The sequence below is a fragment of the Parcubacteria group bacterium genome (assembly GCA_016181765.1).
Classification (GTDB): Bacteria; Patescibacteriota; Patescibacteriia; order UBA2169; family UBA2169; genus CG10-46-32.
The window spans coordinates 66215-81538 of the sequence record JACOYR010000006.1; the positions used below are offsets into that span (position 1 = coordinate 66215).

Genomic DNA, 15324 nt, shown 5'->3' on the forward strand with positions numbered 1-15324 from the left:
AATGCCAAACGTGATATACTCTTCTTACTATGCCTCCGGTCACCACAAGAGCAACCTATAAAGAAAAAGAGGGAATTATCGTGCCCGACACAAAGCCGGACTTTGAGCTCGGAAATGTTACTGTCACCTACTTTCCGAAAAGAGGGGCCAACAGAGGATTAGCCGAAGCCGCGAAAAGGACATTCGGGGCGTGGGGAAACGAAAAAGAAACCGGCATTGAATACGAAAACAAAATAAGAGAAGAAGCCGAACAGCATTTCAAAGATGCATGGGGGAATACCTAGCAGACTCAAACATATTCATCGATCACTTGAGGCGCCACGCCTCAATGGAGCCGTTTATGGCGCGGGCGGAGCAGGAGGGCTATGGTTTGCATATCTCAACCTTAACACTGGCTGAAATTGAATCCGGGCAATCAATGAACAGCCTCACTAACCGGCAAGAGGCGAACTTTTTGCTTTCAAAGTTTGAAACTATAGCCGTTAATGATGGCATCGCGCAACGCGCGGGAGAGATGCGCCGAATATACGGAATTGAAATTATTGATGCTCTCATAGCGGCAACCGCACTCTCGGTCAACGCAACGCTCGTAACAAGAAACATCAAGCACTTTGAGGGAATTCCGGAGCTTGAAATCAAAACCCTCGCCTGACGAGACAAAAAGAAGACCCCAGGCTCATGCAGAACCCGGGGTTGTGTTGCAAGTTGAGCCCGTAGCGCTCAACTTGATGAAAGAACTCTTGCGTGGCTGCGGCACGCAGGCGATGCGGCTGGCTAGGCCGCGACGCCGCGAGCGGCCCGGCGGGCGCGATCGGAAGCGCAAATGAGCACACTTCCGAATTCACTGACGGTCATGTCCTTGGACACGACCGTCCCCGCGGTGCGCGGGCCGCTCGCATTGTAGACGAGGGCCTCGTCGTACTTGCCCCCGAGGTTTTGTGGGATCTCGAGGAGAGCTTCTCCCTCGGACGAGCACTCTTCACAGAACTCCCACCCGTCCGACGTATTTGCCGTGTCTGGACCACGGCATACCATGATCCATGTGGCTGCGGCCATTGCGGCCTCCTGTAGGTTATCTCCGTGGAATTACTGAGACATGCTTTACGCCCTCAAGCGGGCAGAACTGCGGTTGGCCGGAGTTTCCAGCCATCATCCTGCAAGCCAGTATTAGACTAGCAAAATGATAGCTGGAATGTAAAGGTAAGGTACTTTTTTGGTGTTTACTATAATATCATTATACCACATCTAAAAAATCTTGTCAATAGCACAAAAACGCCCTATTTCATAGAGTTGCCATATTTTAACTAATATTAGCAAAACTATCAAACCATAAACCGCAATTCGCTGACACGGCCGCTCCCAAAGCGCTCTTTGAGCGCGGCGATAATATCCTGCTCGCACATTTTGAGCTCGTTTGAGACGGAATTGGAAAGAACCGCAACCCACAGGCAGCGGTCTTTTACGTAGACAGCACGGCACTTGCTCGCCGCCTCGCCCAGAACGTGCTTGGCAATTGCGTCAAACTCCTCGCACACGAGCGCATCGGAAACCGCGCGGGAAATGCCCGCCTTGCGCAATGATTTTGGGACAAGATTGCCGACAGGTTCCCACATGGATTACTGCTTGATGGGCATCACCAGGTACAAATACCCCTCGTCATTGTTGGGCGTAAACACTCCCGGGCTTGCGGAGCCCGAAAGCTGGATTGCGACTTCGCTGGTATGGATGGCCGAAAGCCCGTCCAGCACGTACCGATAATCAAATACAATGTCAACGTCCCCGCCCTCAATCTTGGCGGGCAGCTCAACCGTGTTCTCGCCGAGCGCCGAGGCGGATGCGGACACCATGATGCGGTCCGAAGAAAACTGGAAGCTGACGTGGTTTAAGCCCTGCCGGCAGAAGAGGGACGCGGACTTGATGGCCCGCACCAGCGGCTCCTTGTCAATCACCACCTTTGTGGTGCTGGCCTTGGGAATGATTTCCCGGTAGTTCGGGAACGTGCCCGAAATCAGGCGGCTCAAGAGCTCCACGTCGCCAATAGAGAACAGCACCTGGTTCTCGCTTGCGCTTAAGGTGAGCTCACCTTCCTCGCGGGAGAGGATGCGGCCGAGCTCGCTTGCGGCGCGCGCCGGCACAATAATGCTCTGGGTCTTCTGGGAAGGAGCCTTGAGCGCTACCGAGCGTTCCGCGAGGCGGTAGGAATCCGTGCCCACTAGAGTCACTTTGTTCCCCTCAAACGAGAGCAGGACCCCCGAAAGCTCGGGCCGCGCATCGCTTGCCGAAACCGAGAACAGCACCTGCGAGAGTGCTCCGAAAAAATCGCTCCCGGGCATCACGGCAGTCGGCGTTCCGTCCAAAACAGGGATCACGGGAAACTCTTCCGCGGGGAGACCGTGAATCTTGGTGCGGGCGTTGCCGGAGCGGATTTCAAGGTGCTCCCCGGAAAGCTCAAGCGACACCGCAGAGCTCTCAAGCAATCCGACGTAGTCGTTGAACAGCCGCCCTGCCACCGTAAACGTCCCTTCCTGCTCAATTTTGCCGCGGATGGTTGCGGTGATGCCTATCTCAAGGTTTGTGGCCGAAAGCTTGAGCGCTCCCTCGCGGGCTTCAAGCAGCACGTTTGAGAGTATGGGCAAGGTCCCGCCTTTGGCCGCAATCGGCGCAACTTTGGCCAAAGCGTGCGCTAAGTTTTCCTGGGTGCATGAGAGCTTCATGCAGTAATAGTATCGCATCCATGCCAAAAACGGAACGCACATGCGTTCCACAGGCTATCCCCAAGACGTTACCCGCTACCGGTACTTTGCGTGCCAGCCCATAATGATGCGCACGATTTTGCTGGTGTGCCGTTCGCGGCTGATGCGCAAAAACAACTCGGTCCAGGACGCATACTGGAACGTGGCCAGAATGCTCCCCATAACCACCAGGAGCAAAAATCCGACCGCCTGGCCGAGCGCCAAAAACACACTGCTCCCCACCCCCGCGGCAATGGTGTTGGCAATCATCAAAAATGGAGCAACGAGCGCGAGGATCAGAAAAATGGCGGCCCCGCCGACTATAATATTGACCGCAAACAGCGTCACCACGAGCTCTGCCGACACCAGCCAGTGGTCAAAAAACAGCGAGAGGGAGCGCACCACCGAGTTTCCAAGCGTGCGGCGTTCCAGCATGCGGTACGCGATTGCGTACTTGCTGATGATGGACGCTACCATGAGGAGCGGAATACCGAGCGCAAAACTGATGAGCGTGAGGGACTTAAGGGGGTCCACAAAATACAGAAGGAGCGCCGTGAGCGGCATGCCCACCACTCCGAGCACGAAAAACGCCCCGAGCCGGGTAACAACGAGAATCCCGAGAATCTGCCAGAATGATTTTCTGCCCGCAGCAAAGTGGGACCCGAGCGTGCCGCTTCCGGGATTTGCCGCGGCGCGGATGAGCGCGCCCTGCGCCGAAACCACGAGCCAAAACACGAGCACCACCACAAACGAAACTCCGCCCAGAACCGTGGCATTCTCTGCGGCCCGCGCCAGCAAGGAAGCGACCATATTGAGTACCGTGCTCCCGCCGGTGCCAAACATGGCGAGGAGGCTCTCCCCGAAGAACACGTCTCCGGTTGAAAACCGGTTGAACTGGGTGATGACAAACTCAAATTCCCCGCCATTGCCCAAAAGCGCGGCCAAAAACCCGAGCGCCCACACGTGCGGATGCGTGCGCGTGGTGCGCCACGCGCGGCTCAAGGTTTTACGGTACAGAGAAGTTGGTTCCATAGGTAATTTTGTTTTCCTCCGCTCTATGCTTCCAGTATACCACACCCGAGCTGCGGGTGCACGCCTATGCCATAAGCCGCTCAAACGCCTCGCGCTCCAGCGTCTCATGCTCAAGCAGGGCGGCCACCACGCGCTCAATGCGGCCCATGTGCTCAACAATAAGCTTTGCGGCGCGCTCATACGCCTCGCGCAAGAGCCCGGAGACTTCTTCGTCTATGAGCCCCGCATAGGCTTCGCCGTAGTCGCGCTGCTCTCCGAATTCTTTGCCTAAAAATATGAGCTCTTCTTTGTCCCCGAACGTCCGCGCGCCCAGTTTCTCGCTCATGCCGTACTCCGTAACCATGGCGCGGGCAAGCCCGGTCGCGCGCTTGAGGTCGCTCGCCGCTCCGGTTGTGACGTCCCCGAACACCTTTGCCTCAATGGCGTGCCCGGCAAGCAGCACCGAGAGGTCCGCGACAAACTCGCTGCGGGAGTGGAACCGCCGGTCCTCGCTCGGAACCTTCAGGGTGTACCCGCCGGCGCGGCCGCGCGACACAATGGAAACCTTGTGCACGGGATCAGCATCAGGCAGCACGTGCGCAACCACGGCATGCCCCGCCTCGTGGTATGCGGTGATCTTCTTTTCTTTTTCCGAAAGCACGTGGGACCTGCGCTCCGGGCCGAGCAGCACCTTTTCTATGCTGATAAGGATGTCGTCCTGCGCAAGCTGGGTCCGGTTCTTGCGCGCCGTGAGAATGGCGGCCTCGTTCAGGAGGTTGTACAAATCAGCGCCAGAGAAGCCGGGCGTGCGCTCGGCGACTGCCCGCAGGTTGGCGTCGCGGGCCAGGGGCTTGTCCTGGGCGTGCAGTTTCAAAATCGCCTCCCGCTCTTTGATGTCCGGCAAATCAATGGTTACCCTGCGGTCAAACCTGCCTGGCCGCAAGAGTGCCGGATCCAGCACGTCCGGCCTGTTGGTCGCGGCCATCACAATCACATTGGTGCCGGTTTCAAAGCCGTCCATTTCAACCAGAATCTGGTTTAAGGTCTGCTCGCGCTCGTCGTGCGAACCGCCAAGCCCGGCACCGCGCTGGCGCCCCACAGCATCCATCTCGTCTATGAACACGATTGCCGGGGCGCTCTTCTTTGCTTTGCGGAATAGGTCCCGCACGCGCGAGGCGCCCACTCCAACGAACATCTCAACGAATTCAGAACCAGACATGTGGAAGAACGGCACCCCGGCTTCTCCGGAAACCGCCTTGGCCAAGAGCGTCTTGCCCGTGCCCGGCGGCCCCACCAAGAGCACGCCCCGCGGAATGCGGGCCCCAAGCTTCGCAAACTTCTGGGGTTGGCGCAAAAATTCAACCACCTCTTCCAGCTCCTGTTTCGCTTCGGTTGAGCCGGCCACGTCAGCGAACGTGGTTTTCTTGCCCTGCTGTTTCTTGCGGGCCTCCTGATCCTCGCGCGCCGTGCTGCTCCCGAACATCATGGCGCGGTTGTTCGCGCCCTGGACCTGGCGCATCATGAACCAAATAAAAAACCCGATGAACAAGAGCGGGATCAAAAACGGGGCAAGCGCCGAAGCCCAGAGCGCTAAGCCGCCCGGCTCTTTGCTCTCAATGGAAACGCGCGCCATCTCCGCATCGGAGACGCCGTAGATGCCGAGGAGCCCGGCCAGCGTTTCTCCGGTCTCCTTGCGCGACTTCTTCTCGCTTCCATCCGCGTACGACACATACAGCGTGTCGCCCTCAACCAAAATTTTCTCAACCTCGCCGGCTTTGACGGACCCAACCACAGACGCGAATCCGGCTTCCTCGTCCGCGCTGAACGGGGACGAGAATGCGCTCAAAAATCCGGCAATCACCAGGAATGCGAGAAAAAAGATCACAAAGTTTTTGAGGAGTGAGCGCATGGTTACCCAAGCCCGAGGCCCAAACGGTGGGCCGCAGGCTCAATGGAAAGGATTTTGAAGTCCCGCTTTTCTCCGACCGAGAGCAGTTTGCTCAAATCCTGCTCTCCGCCCTTGGTGAGTTCAGAGACGTGCGCAAGGCCGTGGATGTCCGGATCAAGCTCCACAAATGCGCCGTACGGGTTCAGCTTGAGCACGGTGCCCGAAACCGTATCTCCGACCTTGTACTTGTCCGCGGCCTGCTTCCAGGGGTCAGGAATGAGTTTTTTGACGGACAAGGAAATTTTTCCGTTATCAATGGCAATGATTTTCGCGCGGATGGAGTCCCCCACCTTTACCAGATCAGCGGGGTTGTCAATGCGCTGCCACGCGAGCTCGGAAATGTGCACCAACCCCTCCAGGCCTTCGCCGAATTCAACGAATACCCCGAAATCAACCACCCCGGTAACGCGCCCGGTAACCTCATCCCCGACCTTGAACTTTTCAAGCTGGGCGTGCTGCTCGCGCTCCCAGGCCGCTTTCTCGGAGACAATCAGCTTTTCCTCACGCTCGCGCACCGTAATCACCTTCACGCGGAATATCTGGTTTACGTATGCGCGCAAACGGTCAAGAATCCGGTTCTTGTCCCCGCCCTCAACGCGCGGGTAGTGTTCAACCGTAAGCTGGGACACGGGCAAAAACCCTTCCACGTTGCCCACCTTCACCATGAGTCCCCCTTTGTTCGCATCAATGATTTTCGCGTCAACCACTTCCCCGCTTGAAGCGAGGGCCGCAAGCAAGTCCCATGCCTTGCGGTGCCCAGCCTGCCGAAACGAAAGCTCAAGCATGCCCTGCTCGTTCTCAATGTCAAGCACTGTAGCCTCCACGGAATCTCCAACAGAAAGTTTTGAGTACACGCCGGATTCGTCATCCAGTTCTTTCCCACGCACCAGTCCGGTCAGGACGCCGCCAATAGTCACCACAATGCCGTTCTTTGAAATATCAAGCACCTCCCCGGATATGAGTTCTCCCACTTTGGGAATGGCAAAATGCGCGCTTTCCGAAAGCACCTGCTTGGTCTCTTCGGACGCGTGCGGAAAGCTCATGATCGCGTTGTGGCTTTTGGTGTTGGTGTTCGCTTGTTTCGGTGATGCAACGGCACTATCAGCGCCCGCTTGAACGTCAATCATAGTATGGGTTTAAGTTCCCTGCGTTCCCGGGGCGCAAGGGTTACTGTTAAAAATTACTAATAAAACCGGGGAAAATTAGAACAGAGCTAATTATATACAAAATCGGCGTTTTTTGCAAGTGTGGCTGGTGGTGGTATACTTAAAGCCTATGCAGCACGACACAACACCAGGGGACCTGCTTCGCGCAGCCCAAGGCGTTCGCACTGGCGGAGCGTCAAAAGATGATGTATACAGCCTCTTCCAGGAAGCCGGAGCCGCCTCAAAGCTCAAAAAACAGCTCAACCAAAAACAGCAGAAAAAACTCCTTGATGCGGTGATACAGAAAGCCGGGCAAGAAGGAATGCAGTTCAAGGGGTACAGTAGGGGCGCCTACGGCCAGCGCCAGGCCATCCTCAAGCGCACGGAAGCCCCAAATAAGAAGCCGGCACCTGGAATAAAAGGCGAAAACAAAAAAGCCCCGGCTAAAACGCGCCTGGATTTATACAGCCCGGCTACGGAAAGCGGATCAATCAGCATGGCCCAAACCCAGAACGCGCGCATAAGCCTCAACATCCCGGAGAGCGGAAATAGAGGCTAAAAATCAGCCTTTACTTTTGCCCCTTTTTTGTGTAGTATTACCGTGCCTTGAGGGCACTTTTTTACTTGCATTATTGATGATGTATGATTATTGAATTGCTCGGTTTGTCGGGCGCAAAAATCCAGGCCGGAGAGAACGTTGTCTTGTTTGCCCCGCCCTCTGCAAAAAGCGAGCTGCGTGCAAGCCGCATGAAGGCTGACGTAGTGGTGTTCGGCAACCCGTCGGACGAAATCAACGTGGAGCCCCGGGCCGAAAAGCTCCTGGCCATACAGGCTCCCGGCGAATTTGAGGCAGGGGGAATTTTTGTATATTGTCTCGCCAATCCGCCAAAAGGCGGGCCGCAATCCCTGCTTTCCCGCGCAACCATTGAGGGCATGGCTGTGGTGCACTTAGGCGGGCTTGGCCGCGATCTCTCGGAGAGTGAGCTTGAATTGTTTGAAGGCGCCGACATCCTCATGCTCCCGGTTGGCGGCAACGGCGTGCTGAGTGCGGCGGCCGCAAAAACAATCGTTGAAAAGATAGAGCCCCGAATCGTCATTCCCATGCACGCAAAGCACAAAGCCGTAAAAACGCCGTATGATGACGCATCCAAGTTCTTCAAAGAAATGGGCGCATCCCCCCAACCCCAAGAGCGCGTAAAAATCGCCAAAAAAGACCTCCCTATAGATACCCTGGAAGTGCTCTATATCATATGAAAACAAGCAAACGCACAAAGCACTCCCGTTACATGCTGCTCGTCATCGTCCTTGCCATGGCAGTCATTGTATCTGCCTGGAGCATCTGGTTTTTTCCGCGCCAAAGTGCCTCGGCTCCGGACGGGGCGTCGTTTAAAAATTTTACGCGCGATATCTTGAAATCATTTTCCGTATTCGCGCCCGAACCGCAAAAAACCGAAAACAAGGTGAACATTGACGATCTGCGCAGCCGGGTGTTCGGAGACGCCATAGAACGCGCCGAGTGATATGCCTAAAAAGGAAGAACAAGCAAAACCCCAAAACCCCATCGGCACCATAGAGCCGCAACCCATTGTGGACGAAATGCAGCGCGCCTATTTGGACTACGCCATGAGCGTGATCGTGTCGCGCGCTTTGCCGGACGTGCGGGACGGCTTAAAGCCGGTCCACCGCCGCATCCTCTACGCCATGTGGACGCTCGGGCTTAAGTCCTCCGCCAAGTTCCGCAAGAGCGCAACCGTCGTGGGAGAAGTATTGGGCAAGTACCACCCGCACGGGGACGTTGCGGTGTACGACGCCTTGGTGCGCATGGCCCAGGACTTTTCCATGCGCGAGGTTCTGGTGCACGGCCAGGGCAACTTCGGGTCCATGGACGGAGACGGGGCAGCTGCCATGCGCTACACCGAAGTAAAACTTTCTAAAATCGCGGAAGAGCTTTTGGCGGATATAGAAAAAGAAACCGTCAGCTTCACGGACAACTACGACGGCACCCAAAAAGAACCGCGCGTTTTGCCGGCAAAACTGCCGAACCTGCTCTTAAACGGCACCCTGGGCATTGCCGTGGGCATGGCAACCAACATTCCCCCGCACAACCTTTCCGAGCTCGCTCTCGGCATTTCCGCGGTGCTGGATGACGCTGACATTGACATCAATGAACTCGCCAAAATCGTAAAAGGTCCGGACTTCCCGACCGGCGGCATCATCTACAACAGAGACGACATCAAGCAGGCCTACGCAACTGGAAAGGGCGGCATTGTCATGCGCGGAGTCACGGACATTGTGGAGTCCAAAGGCGGTACGCACGACATCATCATCACCGAGGTTCCGTTCCAGGTGAACAAGGCTGATTTGATCGCCAAAATCGCGGAACTCGTAAAGGAGAAAAAAATTGAGGGCATCCGCGACCTGCGGGATGAGTCCGATAAGGACGGAGTGCGCGTGGTGATTGAACTAAAGAAAGACACGTACCCGCAAAAAATCTTAAACCGCCTCTTTAAGCTCACTGCCCTGCAGGCAACCTTCCACGTAAACATGCTCGCCTTGGTGGACGGCATCCAGCCGCGCGTGCTCACGTTGAAGAGCATCTTTGAAGAGTTCATCAAGCACCGCAAAACCGTCATCAAGGCTAGGACCGAATTTGATTTGGCGCGCGCCAAAGCGCGGGCCCACATCTTGGAAGGCTTGGTTAAGGCAATCGGCATTATTGATAAAGTGATTGCCCTGATCAAAAAATCCAAGGACCGGGACGAGGCGCGGGCGGGATTGATGAAGGCGTTCAAATTCACGGAACTGCAGGCCAATGCCATCCTTGACATGCGCCTGTCCCAGCTTGCAAACCTGGAGCGCGCAAAACTGGAAGACGAACTCAAGGAAAAGCGCGCCTGGATTGCGGAGCTTGAGGCAATCCTCGCAAGCCCCAAGAAAGTTGTTTCCATCATCAAGGGCGAGCTCAAAGAGCTCAAGGAAGCGTACGGCGAAGAGCGTCGCACTAAGATTGTTGCCGGTGCAGTTGATACGTTTTCGCAGGAAGATTTGATTCCGAATGAGGAAATGGTGGTCATGATCACGCGGGACGGCTACATCAAGCGCATGGCACCGGACACCTTTAAGACCCAAGGCCGCGGCGGCAAGGGCGTGGTGGGCCTGACCACCAAGGAGGAGGACGAAGTGTCCATCTTCTTTACGGGCTTAACGCACTCAGACATCCTCTTCTTTACCACGCGCGGAAGAGTATTTCAGCTCAAGGGCTACGACATTCCGGTAGCAAGCCGCACGGCTAAGGGCTCGTCGCTCGTCAACTTCCTGCAGATTGCGGGCGAAGAAAAGGTGAATGTGGTGCTGTCGCTGGATGACATGAAAGACGCTAAGTTCCTGGTGATGGTCACGCGCGGGGGCACCATCAAGAAAGTTGACGTCAATGACTTTGGCCACGTGCGCCGCAGCGGCCTCATTGCCATCAAGCTCAAAGAGGGCGACTCTCTGCGCTGGGTCAAGCCCTCGGGCGGGGATGACGAAATCATGCTCGTGTCCCAGGCTGGCCAGGCAATCCGGTTTGAAGAAGCGGACGTGCGCCCCATGGGCCGCGCCGCGGCCGGGGTGCGCGGCATCCGCCTCAAGAAAGGCGACCACGTGGTTGGCATGGACATTTTTAATCCCAAGGCCCAGAAAGACACCACCCTCCTCGTGGTCATGGCTCAAGGCTATGGCAAGCAATCCCCGGTTTTGGAATACAAGGTCCAGTCCCGCGGCGGATCCGGCATTAAAACCGCGAACGTCACCGCCAAAACCGGCGAGGTTGTGGGCGCGCGCTTGCTTGATCCCGCGACCGTGGATGAAAAGACGGATGTGCTCGCCATTTCCGCCAAGGGCCAAACCATCCGGTTGCCCCTAAAGTCCATCAACAAGCTCGGACGGGCCACGCAGGGGGTGCGCATCATGCGCTTCAAGCAGCCCGGAGACCGCGTGGCAAATGTGACGCTGGTGTAAAATTATGGAAAAGAGTGTGCTACAATATATTTAAAATTATAAAATAGATGACACTAAAAGGAAATATCACCGATTACTCAAGTCAAAGAAAACGCAATATGGCAAAAATTGATATAAATTGGTCAAAGCTTATCTCTCTTAATACGGGAGAGATAGAAAAGTTAGGAAGTGTTGGGGGAGTTTACCGTATTTCCAAAAAAGCAGATGATGGAAAATATTATGTTTTTTTTGTTGGAAGTGCTGAAAACATAAAAAATAAGTTGTTACACCATCAATCCAGTGAAGAAAAAAATATTCGCCTACAAAAATATTTATCACAAGGAGGAGATATTGTTTTCAGATATGCCCTAGTGCCGGACAGAAGTATACAACAAGCTATTGAGAAACAGATGTACAGACACTATATTCCAGAATACAACCCCGAAGAGCCAAAAAGTCCTTTGGATGTAGAAGCAAACCTAAATTAATCAAAAATGACTTTAGTAATGGGGTTAAAATCAAAAAACGGGATTGTTGTTGCCTCTGACAGTAAAGCTAGTTCTGAAATAACTAGCAATAGTACCGTACAAAAAATTTTCAAATTAGGTAACCATAGCGCTGTTGGTATTGCAGGAGACGGTGGTCTTGCAATGTATTTTCTCGACCAAATAAAAAGTGGGTTAAATCACGGCACAGGAATTTTAGATTTAGCAGAACAAATACGGATCAAGGGAAAGGAAAAATTCAACGATTTTTTTGAGGGCTCGCCGCTAGAAAAACGTCCTCATCTCGAACTACTTCTAGCTGGGTATACAAATGATCCTACACCAAAAGCAGAAATTTATAAATTGAATAGTACAGACAACTTTGTACCCAGGAAAGCTGTTACGGGTTTCGAGTGTATAGGCATACCGTATATTGCGGACTACTTGTTAAACCGCCTTTACGAGCCTGAAATAAAAGTAGACGCAGGGGAAGAGCTGTGTATATTGTGTATTCAAGAAACTGAAGACCAAGATGCGCGCGTAGGAGGCGCCACCAGAGTTTATACTTTCTCATCAACTCAAACATTTCAAGAAATTTCAGCCACAGATATAGAAAAACTAAAAGAAAAAAACAAACAGTTTCAAATTAGACAAAAAAGTAGGTTCTATCCCGAAGACCCAGATTCGGGCACAGACAATCCCACTTCTTAGCACTTTATAAACACAAATCCTAAGCCAACAATCCACCAATCCGATGGGTTGTTTTTGTATAAAAAAGCACCCTCCCCCGCAGACGATGTTGCCATCTGCGAAAGAAGGGTGCGGTCGGCGGAGCCAGAAGGTTATGCCGACTTGGGCTAGTTGGTCTCAACCCAGATGGCGTCGGACTCCAGCACGTTGCTGTACTGGCCCGAGCCGGGCTTGGTCTCGACGTCGCCGTCCAGCACGATGACCACAAAGAGCTGGACGCGCCCGGCCGTGAGGTTCTCGGTGATGGTTCGCGCAGCGAGATCCTTGAGCGTCTTCAGAGCGTCGTGGAACTGCTTTGCTGTGCGTCCGTTCCGGGAAACGCCAGTGAGCCGCAGCTCCACGCCGAGGTACCCGCCGACCGCGACCATGGGGTCGGGTTCCTGGACGTAGTACTCGGCCGGACGTTCGGCTGGGTCCTTCACACCGAGACAGCCGCTCACAACGTTCTGGAGGAAGGTCCTGGCAAATGCCGCGCTGCTGAACGCTGCGAACAGCGTCATAGGGGCTTCTCTGGAAATCACTGCCTTCACCTTCATGGTTTCTAGCCTTTCGCTAGGGGTTGTTGGGAACACTTCGCAATTTTACGCGAAGACTGCATCTTATCACAAAACTATGCGTCTTGTCAAGCATCTGTATTTCATGATATAGTTCGTGCTTGTATCAACGGTGTTCGCGTGTTACTCTGTATCTGTCACTCATTTCACAAACACTATGTCAACAAAACGAACCTACCAGCCGAAAAAAAAGAAGCGCGCGCGGGTGCACGGATTCCGGAAGCGCTCCGCCAAACCAGGAGGCCGCAACGTGCTCCAAAGGCGCAGGGCAAAAGGAAGAAAGCGGCTGACGGTTTAAACCCATGCTCGCAGCCAGCAACCGCCTTGCCAAACGGTCCGACATTCTCGCCGTGCACAAACGCGGCAGGTCTTTTTTTGTCGGGAACCTCGGTGTGCGGCTCGCAAAGAACAGCCTCAAGGTTTCGCGCTTCACCATCATCACGTCCTTAAAAATTTCCAAGCGGTCCACGGAGCGCAACAAGCTCAAGCGCCGCTTGAGGGAAATCCTCCGCAGGGAAATCATGCCCAGGGTTGCCCCGGGTTTTGACGGTATTATCCTCACTAGAAAACCGCTCCTGGAAATGGCATTCGCTGAACTGCGGACGCTCACCATCAGCCTGTTCAAAAAAACACGCCTCATATGAAACGCCTGGCGCTCGCGCTCATCAAGCTCTACCAAAAGACGCTCTCCCCGGACCACGGGCTCGTACAGGGATTTTTCCCGCATGGCGCGTGCAAGTACCGCCCCACGTGTTCAGAATACGCATATGACGCAATCCAATCATTTGGTATACTGAAGGGGTCTGCTGTGGGGGCAAAACGAATTGTGCGCTGCCACCCCTGGGCGCAAGGCGGCTATGATCCAGTACAATAACCTATGAATCCGTTTGTCATCCTGTTCTACCAACCGATTTTGAACCTCCTGGTCTGGCTGCACAACATTATTCCGGGCGATGATTTCGGGTGGGCAATCATCGGCCTCACGGTGCTCATAAAAATCATCTTGTTGCCGCTGTCCGCAAAATCCCTGCGCTCGCAAAAATCCCTGCAGGAGCTCCAGCCCAAAGTTGATGAGCTGCGAAAAAAATACAAAGACGACCGGGAACGCCAGGGCCGGGAGCTCATGGAGCTCTACCGGAAGGAAAAAGTGAGCCCATTCTCCTCGTGCCTGCCGCTCCTGGTCCAACTGCCGTTCTTGCTCGCCATCTTCCAGGTCCTGCGGGATGAGGTTGCAACCGGCAACCTTGACCTGCTCTACTCCTTTGTCGCTATTCCCGAAACAATCAACACCGTGTTCCTGGGAATCGTAAACCTAGAATCGCCGAGCATCATAATCGCGCTCGCGGCCGGCGCACTGCAGTTCTGGCAGACCCGGATGCTCGTGCACAAGCGCCAGCCCTTGGTTCCGGGGGCAGCGGACGAAAGTATGACCAGCATGATGAACAAGCAGATGATGTACATTGCCCCGGTCATCACAGTCGTCTTCGGCGCAACCCTGCCCGGAGGCTTGACGCTGTACTGGGCCGTTAACACGCTCACCACGCTCATCCAGCAGATTGCGGTCTTCCGCAAGCACGCGGGCGCTGTACCCGCGGCACGCGCGGCATAACCATATGCTTATTGATATCAAAGGCATTTTAGGCCTTCCGGTTGAAACACAAAGTGGCACGCACCTCGGCAAAGTGGAGGCAGTGGTTGTTGAAATTGAAACACAGGCCCTCTACCAGTACCAAGTTAAGCCTGCGGGCATATCGCACTTATTTGATACGGCGGGACTCCTCATCCACCGCGACCAAGTGATCTCTATCACCAAGGAAAAAATGGTGGTGGAAGACAGCGTCAGAGCGGCCGTGCAAGCCAGCGAAGCGCTTGCAAAAAATAAGCCACAGCTTGGGGCTGTGGAAGCCATCACGCGACACAGAGCGGAGGGTAGCGTGCGCTAGGAATGCACGATCGCGGTGAGTCCGCGGGCTTTGACCTCCACCTCAATGGGGCTCGTGAGCTGTTTTTCGGTGTCCGCGAAAATAGATACGGTCTTGGATGTTCCTCTTATGGTAATTTTTTTTATGGGGAAAAAACTTTCAGGCACATACTTGGTGTTGGGCTCCCTCCCCCGGATCCGGTCCCAAAACGAGTACCGCGGACGGTACGCGATCACCGCCTCCAGCACCCCGTCATCTGGGGTGATTTTTTTTGGGCCGGCCGCGCTGCGGTAAATATCCGCATTGCACACGCTGATGTGGTGATCCTGGTGCAGGGAGCTCACAGAGTATGATTTGAACCGCAGCGCGCTCTGCTTGGGGAACACGGCGGCAGTTACAAAGTAGTGGCGCTGGTTCAAAACACCCAAGTCAAACGCGTGCGTCCGGTGCCCGGCGAGCGCATCCACTGCCTCTGGTATGCTGTTAATGCCAAAAAGGCGGGCGATTTCATTGGATCCGGCAAGCGGCACTGCGCAAAACTCAAAAGAAAAGGGTTCTTTGGACTGCAGGATGAGCGCGTGGTTTAAAATTCTGCTCGCGGTCGCATCATCCCCCACTGCCACAAACGTCTTAATGCCGCTCCCCAGACACTCCCTAATGTCCGAGGTTATGTTTGAGAGGCGCGAAAGCCGGACCTTGCGGCCCGAAATGCCCTGCTGGGTGGAGAGTAAATCAAGCCTGTCTAAGAGCCTGTGGTGCGAATTACTTGCCCAGTCATCAATAAAATACGCATACATAA

Annotated in this window: 20 protein-coding genes; 13 read left to right on the top strand and 7 right to left on the bottom strand. The window is 54.6% G+C overall.

All coding sequences use genetic code 11. The features are described from left to right. Positions 1–29: 29 nt before the first annotated feature. Together HYT31_04855 and HYT31_04860 are read left to right on the top strand one after the other, a co-directional pair. Positions 30–284 (top strand): hypothetical protein, encoded by a 255-nt coding sequence (locus HYT31_04855; GenBank protein MBI2051096.1) that lies wholly within the window; start codon positions 30–32, stop codon positions 282–284. A 26-nt stretch (positions 285–310) separates the two neighbouring features. Next, a complete protein-coding gene (locus HYT31_04860; GenBank protein MBI2051097.1) occupies positions 311–652 on the top strand; it encodes a PIN domain-containing protein in 342 nt (113 codons plus the stop codon). 670 nt (positions 653–1322) lie between these two features. On the opposite strand, the gene HYT31_04865 is transcribed toward HYT31_04860, so the two are convergent. The 5 genes from HYT31_04865 to HYT31_04885 all read right to left on the bottom strand — a co-directional run bounded on the left by HYT31_04865 (position 1323) and on the right by HYT31_04885 (position 6818). Further along, positions 1323–1613, bottom strand: coding sequence for a DUF721 domain-containing protein (locus tag HYT31_04865; GenBank protein MBI2051098.1), 291 nt, complete (start codon positions 1611–1613; stop codon positions 1323–1325). Between the two features lie 3 nt (positions 1614–1616). Further along, entirely contained in the window at positions 1617–2714 is a 1098-nt protein-coding gene (dnaN, locus tag HYT31_04870) for a DNA polymerase III subunit beta (protein MBI2051099.1), read from the bottom strand. Positions 2715–2789: 75 nt separating this feature from the next. Then, positions 2790–3764: a hypothetical protein gene (locus HYT31_04875; GenBank protein MBI2051100.1), complete on the bottom strand. Its 975-nt coding sequence runs from the start codon at positions 3762–3764 to the stop codon at positions 2790–2792. Between the two features lie 64 nt (positions 3765–3828). Further along, positions 3829–5652, bottom strand: a complete 1824-nt coding sequence (gene hflB / locus HYT31_04880) for an ATP-dependent zinc metalloprotease FtsH (protein MBI2051101.1) — start codon at positions 5650–5652, stop codon at positions 3829–3831. A 2-nt stretch (positions 5653–5654) separates the two neighbouring features. Continuing rightward, entirely contained in the window at positions 5655–6818 is a 1164-nt protein-coding gene (locus HYT31_04885; protein ID MBI2051102.1) for a S1 RNA-binding domain-containing protein, read from the bottom strand. 148 nt (positions 6819–6966) lie between these two features. Between HYT31_04885 and HYT31_04890 the strand changes: the two genes are divergently transcribed. The 6 genes from HYT31_04890 to HYT31_04915 all read left to right on the top strand — a co-directional run bounded on the left by HYT31_04890 (position 6967) and on the right by HYT31_04915 (position 12010). After that, the gene (locus HYT31_04890; GenBank protein ID MBI2051103.1) at positions 6967–7395 is read left to right on the top strand and encodes a hypothetical protein; all 429 of its coding nucleotides are present in this window, start codon (positions 6967–6969) and stop codon (positions 7393–7395) included. Between the two features lie 83 nt (positions 7396–7478). Next, positions 7479–8090: an MBL fold metallo-hydrolase gene (locus HYT31_04895; GenBank protein ID MBI2051104.1), complete on the top strand. Its 612-nt coding sequence runs from the start codon at positions 7479–7481 to the stop codon at positions 8088–8090. Then, positions 8087–8356: a hypothetical protein gene (locus HYT31_04900; GenBank protein MBI2051105.1), complete on the top strand. Its 270-nt coding sequence runs from the start codon at positions 8087–8089 to the stop codon at positions 8354–8356. The genes HYT31_04895 and HYT31_04900 overlap by 4 nt, the downstream gene beginning before the upstream one ends. A gap of 1 nt (position 8357) precedes the next feature. After that, entirely contained in the window at positions 8358–10835 is a 2478-nt protein-coding gene (gene gyrA, locus HYT31_04905) for a DNA gyrase subunit A (GenBank protein MBI2051106.1), read from the top strand. Positions 10836–10933: 98 nt separating this feature from the next. Continuing rightward, positions 10934–11302, top strand: coding sequence for a GIY-YIG nuclease family protein (locus HYT31_04910; GenBank protein ID MBI2051107.1), 369 nt, complete (start codon positions 10934–10936; stop codon positions 11300–11302). 18 nt (positions 11303–11320) lie between these two features. Beyond that, entirely contained in the window at positions 11321–12010 is a 690-nt protein-coding gene (locus tag HYT31_04915) for a hypothetical protein (protein ID MBI2051108.1), read from the top strand. A 146-nt stretch (positions 12011–12156) separates the two neighbouring features. Here HYT31_04915 and HYT31_04920 read toward each other — a convergent pair whose 3' ends face one another. Beyond that, the gene (locus HYT31_04920; protein ID MBI2051109.1) at positions 12157–12585 is read right to left on the bottom strand and encodes a hypothetical protein; all 429 of its coding nucleotides are present in this window, start codon (positions 12583–12585) and stop codon (positions 12157–12159) included. Positions 12586–12760: 175 nt separating this feature from the next. On the opposite strand from HYT31_04920, the gene rpmH reads away from it, so the two are divergent. Genes rpmH through HYT31_04945 form a run of 5 tightly spaced genes read left to right on the top strand, consistent with a single transcriptional unit; the run spans position 12761 to position 14546 of the window. Then, positions 12761–12901 (top strand): 50S ribosomal protein L34, encoded by a 141-nt coding sequence (gene rpmH, locus HYT31_04925; protein MBI2051110.1) that lies wholly within the window; start codon positions 12761–12763, stop codon positions 12899–12901. A 4-nt stretch (positions 12902–12905) separates the two neighbouring features. Continuing rightward, positions 12906–13247, top strand: a complete 342-nt coding sequence (rnpA, locus tag HYT31_04930) for a ribonuclease P protein component (GenBank protein MBI2051111.1) — start codon at positions 12906–12908, stop codon at positions 13245–13247. Next, positions 13244–13477, top strand: coding sequence for a membrane protein insertion efficiency factor YidD (gene yidD, locus HYT31_04935; protein MBI2051112.1), 234 nt, complete (start codon positions 13244–13246; stop codon positions 13475–13477). Before rnpA ends, yidD begins: the two co-directional genes overlap by 4 nt. Before the next feature lie 3 nt (positions 13478–13480). After that, positions 13481–14212: a membrane protein insertase YidC gene (locus HYT31_04940; GenBank protein ID MBI2051113.1), complete on the top strand. Its 732-nt coding sequence runs from the start codon at positions 13481–13483 to the stop codon at positions 14210–14212. Positions 14213–14216: 4 nt separating this feature from the next. Then, on the top strand, positions 14217–14546 hold the full coding sequence (locus tag HYT31_04945) for a PRC-barrel domain-containing protein (protein MBI2051114.1): 330 nt from the start codon (positions 14217–14219) through the stop codon (positions 14544–14546). Here the strand turns inward: HYT31_04945 and HYT31_04950 are convergent. After that, entirely contained in the window at positions 14543–15322 is a 780-nt protein-coding gene (locus tag HYT31_04950) for a hypothetical protein (GenBank protein ID MBI2051115.1), read from the bottom strand. The two genes, HYT31_04945 and HYT31_04950, sit on opposite strands and share 4 nt — an antisense overlap. Positions 15323–15324 lie beyond the last annotated feature (2 nt).

What these genes read in the sequence shown, in the direction of transcription:
- HYT31_04855 (MBI2051096.1), top strand. Translation starts at nt 30, where the DNA reads ATGCCTCCGGTCACCACAAGAGCAACCTATAAAGAAAAAGAGGGAATT.
- HYT31_04865 (MBI2051098.1), bottom strand. Translation starts at nt 1,613, where the DNA reads ATGTGGGAACCTGTCGGCAATCTTGTCCCAAAATCATTGCGCAAGGCG.
- dnaN (MBI2051099.1), bottom strand. Translation starts at nt 2,714, where the DNA reads ATGAAGCTCTCATGCACCCAGGAAAACTTAGCGCACGCTTTGGCCAAA.
- HYT31_04875 (MBI2051100.1), bottom strand. Translation starts at nt 3,764, where the DNA reads ATGGAACCAACTTCTCTGTACCGTAAAACCTTGAGCCGCGCGTGGCGC.
- hflB (MBI2051101.1), bottom strand. Translation starts at nt 5,652, where the DNA reads ATGCGCTCACTCCTCAAAAACTTTGTGATCTTTTTTCTCGCATTCCTG.
- HYT31_04885 (MBI2051102.1), bottom strand. Translation starts at nt 6,818, where the DNA reads ATGATTGACGTTCAAGCGGGCGCTGATAGTGCCGTTGCATCACCGAAA.
- HYT31_04890 (MBI2051103.1), top strand. Translation starts at nt 6,967, where the DNA reads ATGCAGCACGACACAACACCAGGGGACCTGCTTCGCGCAGCCCAAGGC.
- HYT31_04895 (MBI2051104.1), top strand. Translation starts at nt 7,479, where the DNA reads ATGATTATTGAATTGCTCGGTTTGTCGGGCGCAAAAATCCAGGCCGGA.
- HYT31_04900 (MBI2051105.1), top strand. Translation starts at nt 8,087, where the DNA reads ATGAAAACAAGCAAACGCACAAAGCACTCCCGTTACATGCTGCTCGTC.
- gyrA (MBI2051106.1), top strand. Translation starts at nt 8,358, where the DNA reads ATGCCTAAAAAGGAAGAACAAGCAAAACCCCAAAACCCCATCGGCACC.
- HYT31_04910 (MBI2051107.1), top strand. Translation starts at nt 10,934, where the DNA reads ATGGCAAAAATTGATATAAATTGGTCAAAGCTTATCTCTCTTAATACG.
- HYT31_04915 (MBI2051108.1), top strand. Translation starts at nt 11,321, where the DNA reads ATGGGGTTAAAATCAAAAAACGGGATTGTTGTTGCCTCTGACAGTAAA.
- HYT31_04920 (MBI2051109.1), bottom strand. Translation starts at nt 12,585, where the DNA reads ATGAAGGTGAAGGCAGTGATTTCCAGAGAAGCCCCTATGACGCTGTTC.
- rpmH (MBI2051110.1), top strand. Translation starts at nt 12,761, where the DNA reads ATGTCAACAAAACGAACCTACCAGCCGAAAAAAAAGAAGCGCGCGCGG.
- rnpA (MBI2051111.1), top strand. Translation starts at nt 12,906, where the DNA reads ATGCTCGCAGCCAGCAACCGCCTTGCCAAACGGTCCGACATTCTCGCC.
- yidD (MBI2051112.1), top strand. Translation starts at nt 13,244, where the DNA reads ATGAAACGCCTGGCGCTCGCGCTCATCAAGCTCTACCAAAAGACGCTC.
- HYT31_04940 (MBI2051113.1), top strand. Translation starts at nt 13,481, where the DNA reads ATGAATCCGTTTGTCATCCTGTTCTACCAACCGATTTTGAACCTCCTG.
- HYT31_04945 (MBI2051114.1), top strand. Translation starts at nt 14,217, where the DNA reads ATGCTTATTGATATCAAAGGCATTTTAGGCCTTCCGGTTGAAACACAA.
- HYT31_04950 (MBI2051115.1), bottom strand. Translation starts at nt 15,322, where the DNA reads ATGTATGCGTATTTTATTGATGACTGGGCAAGTAATTCGCACCACAGG.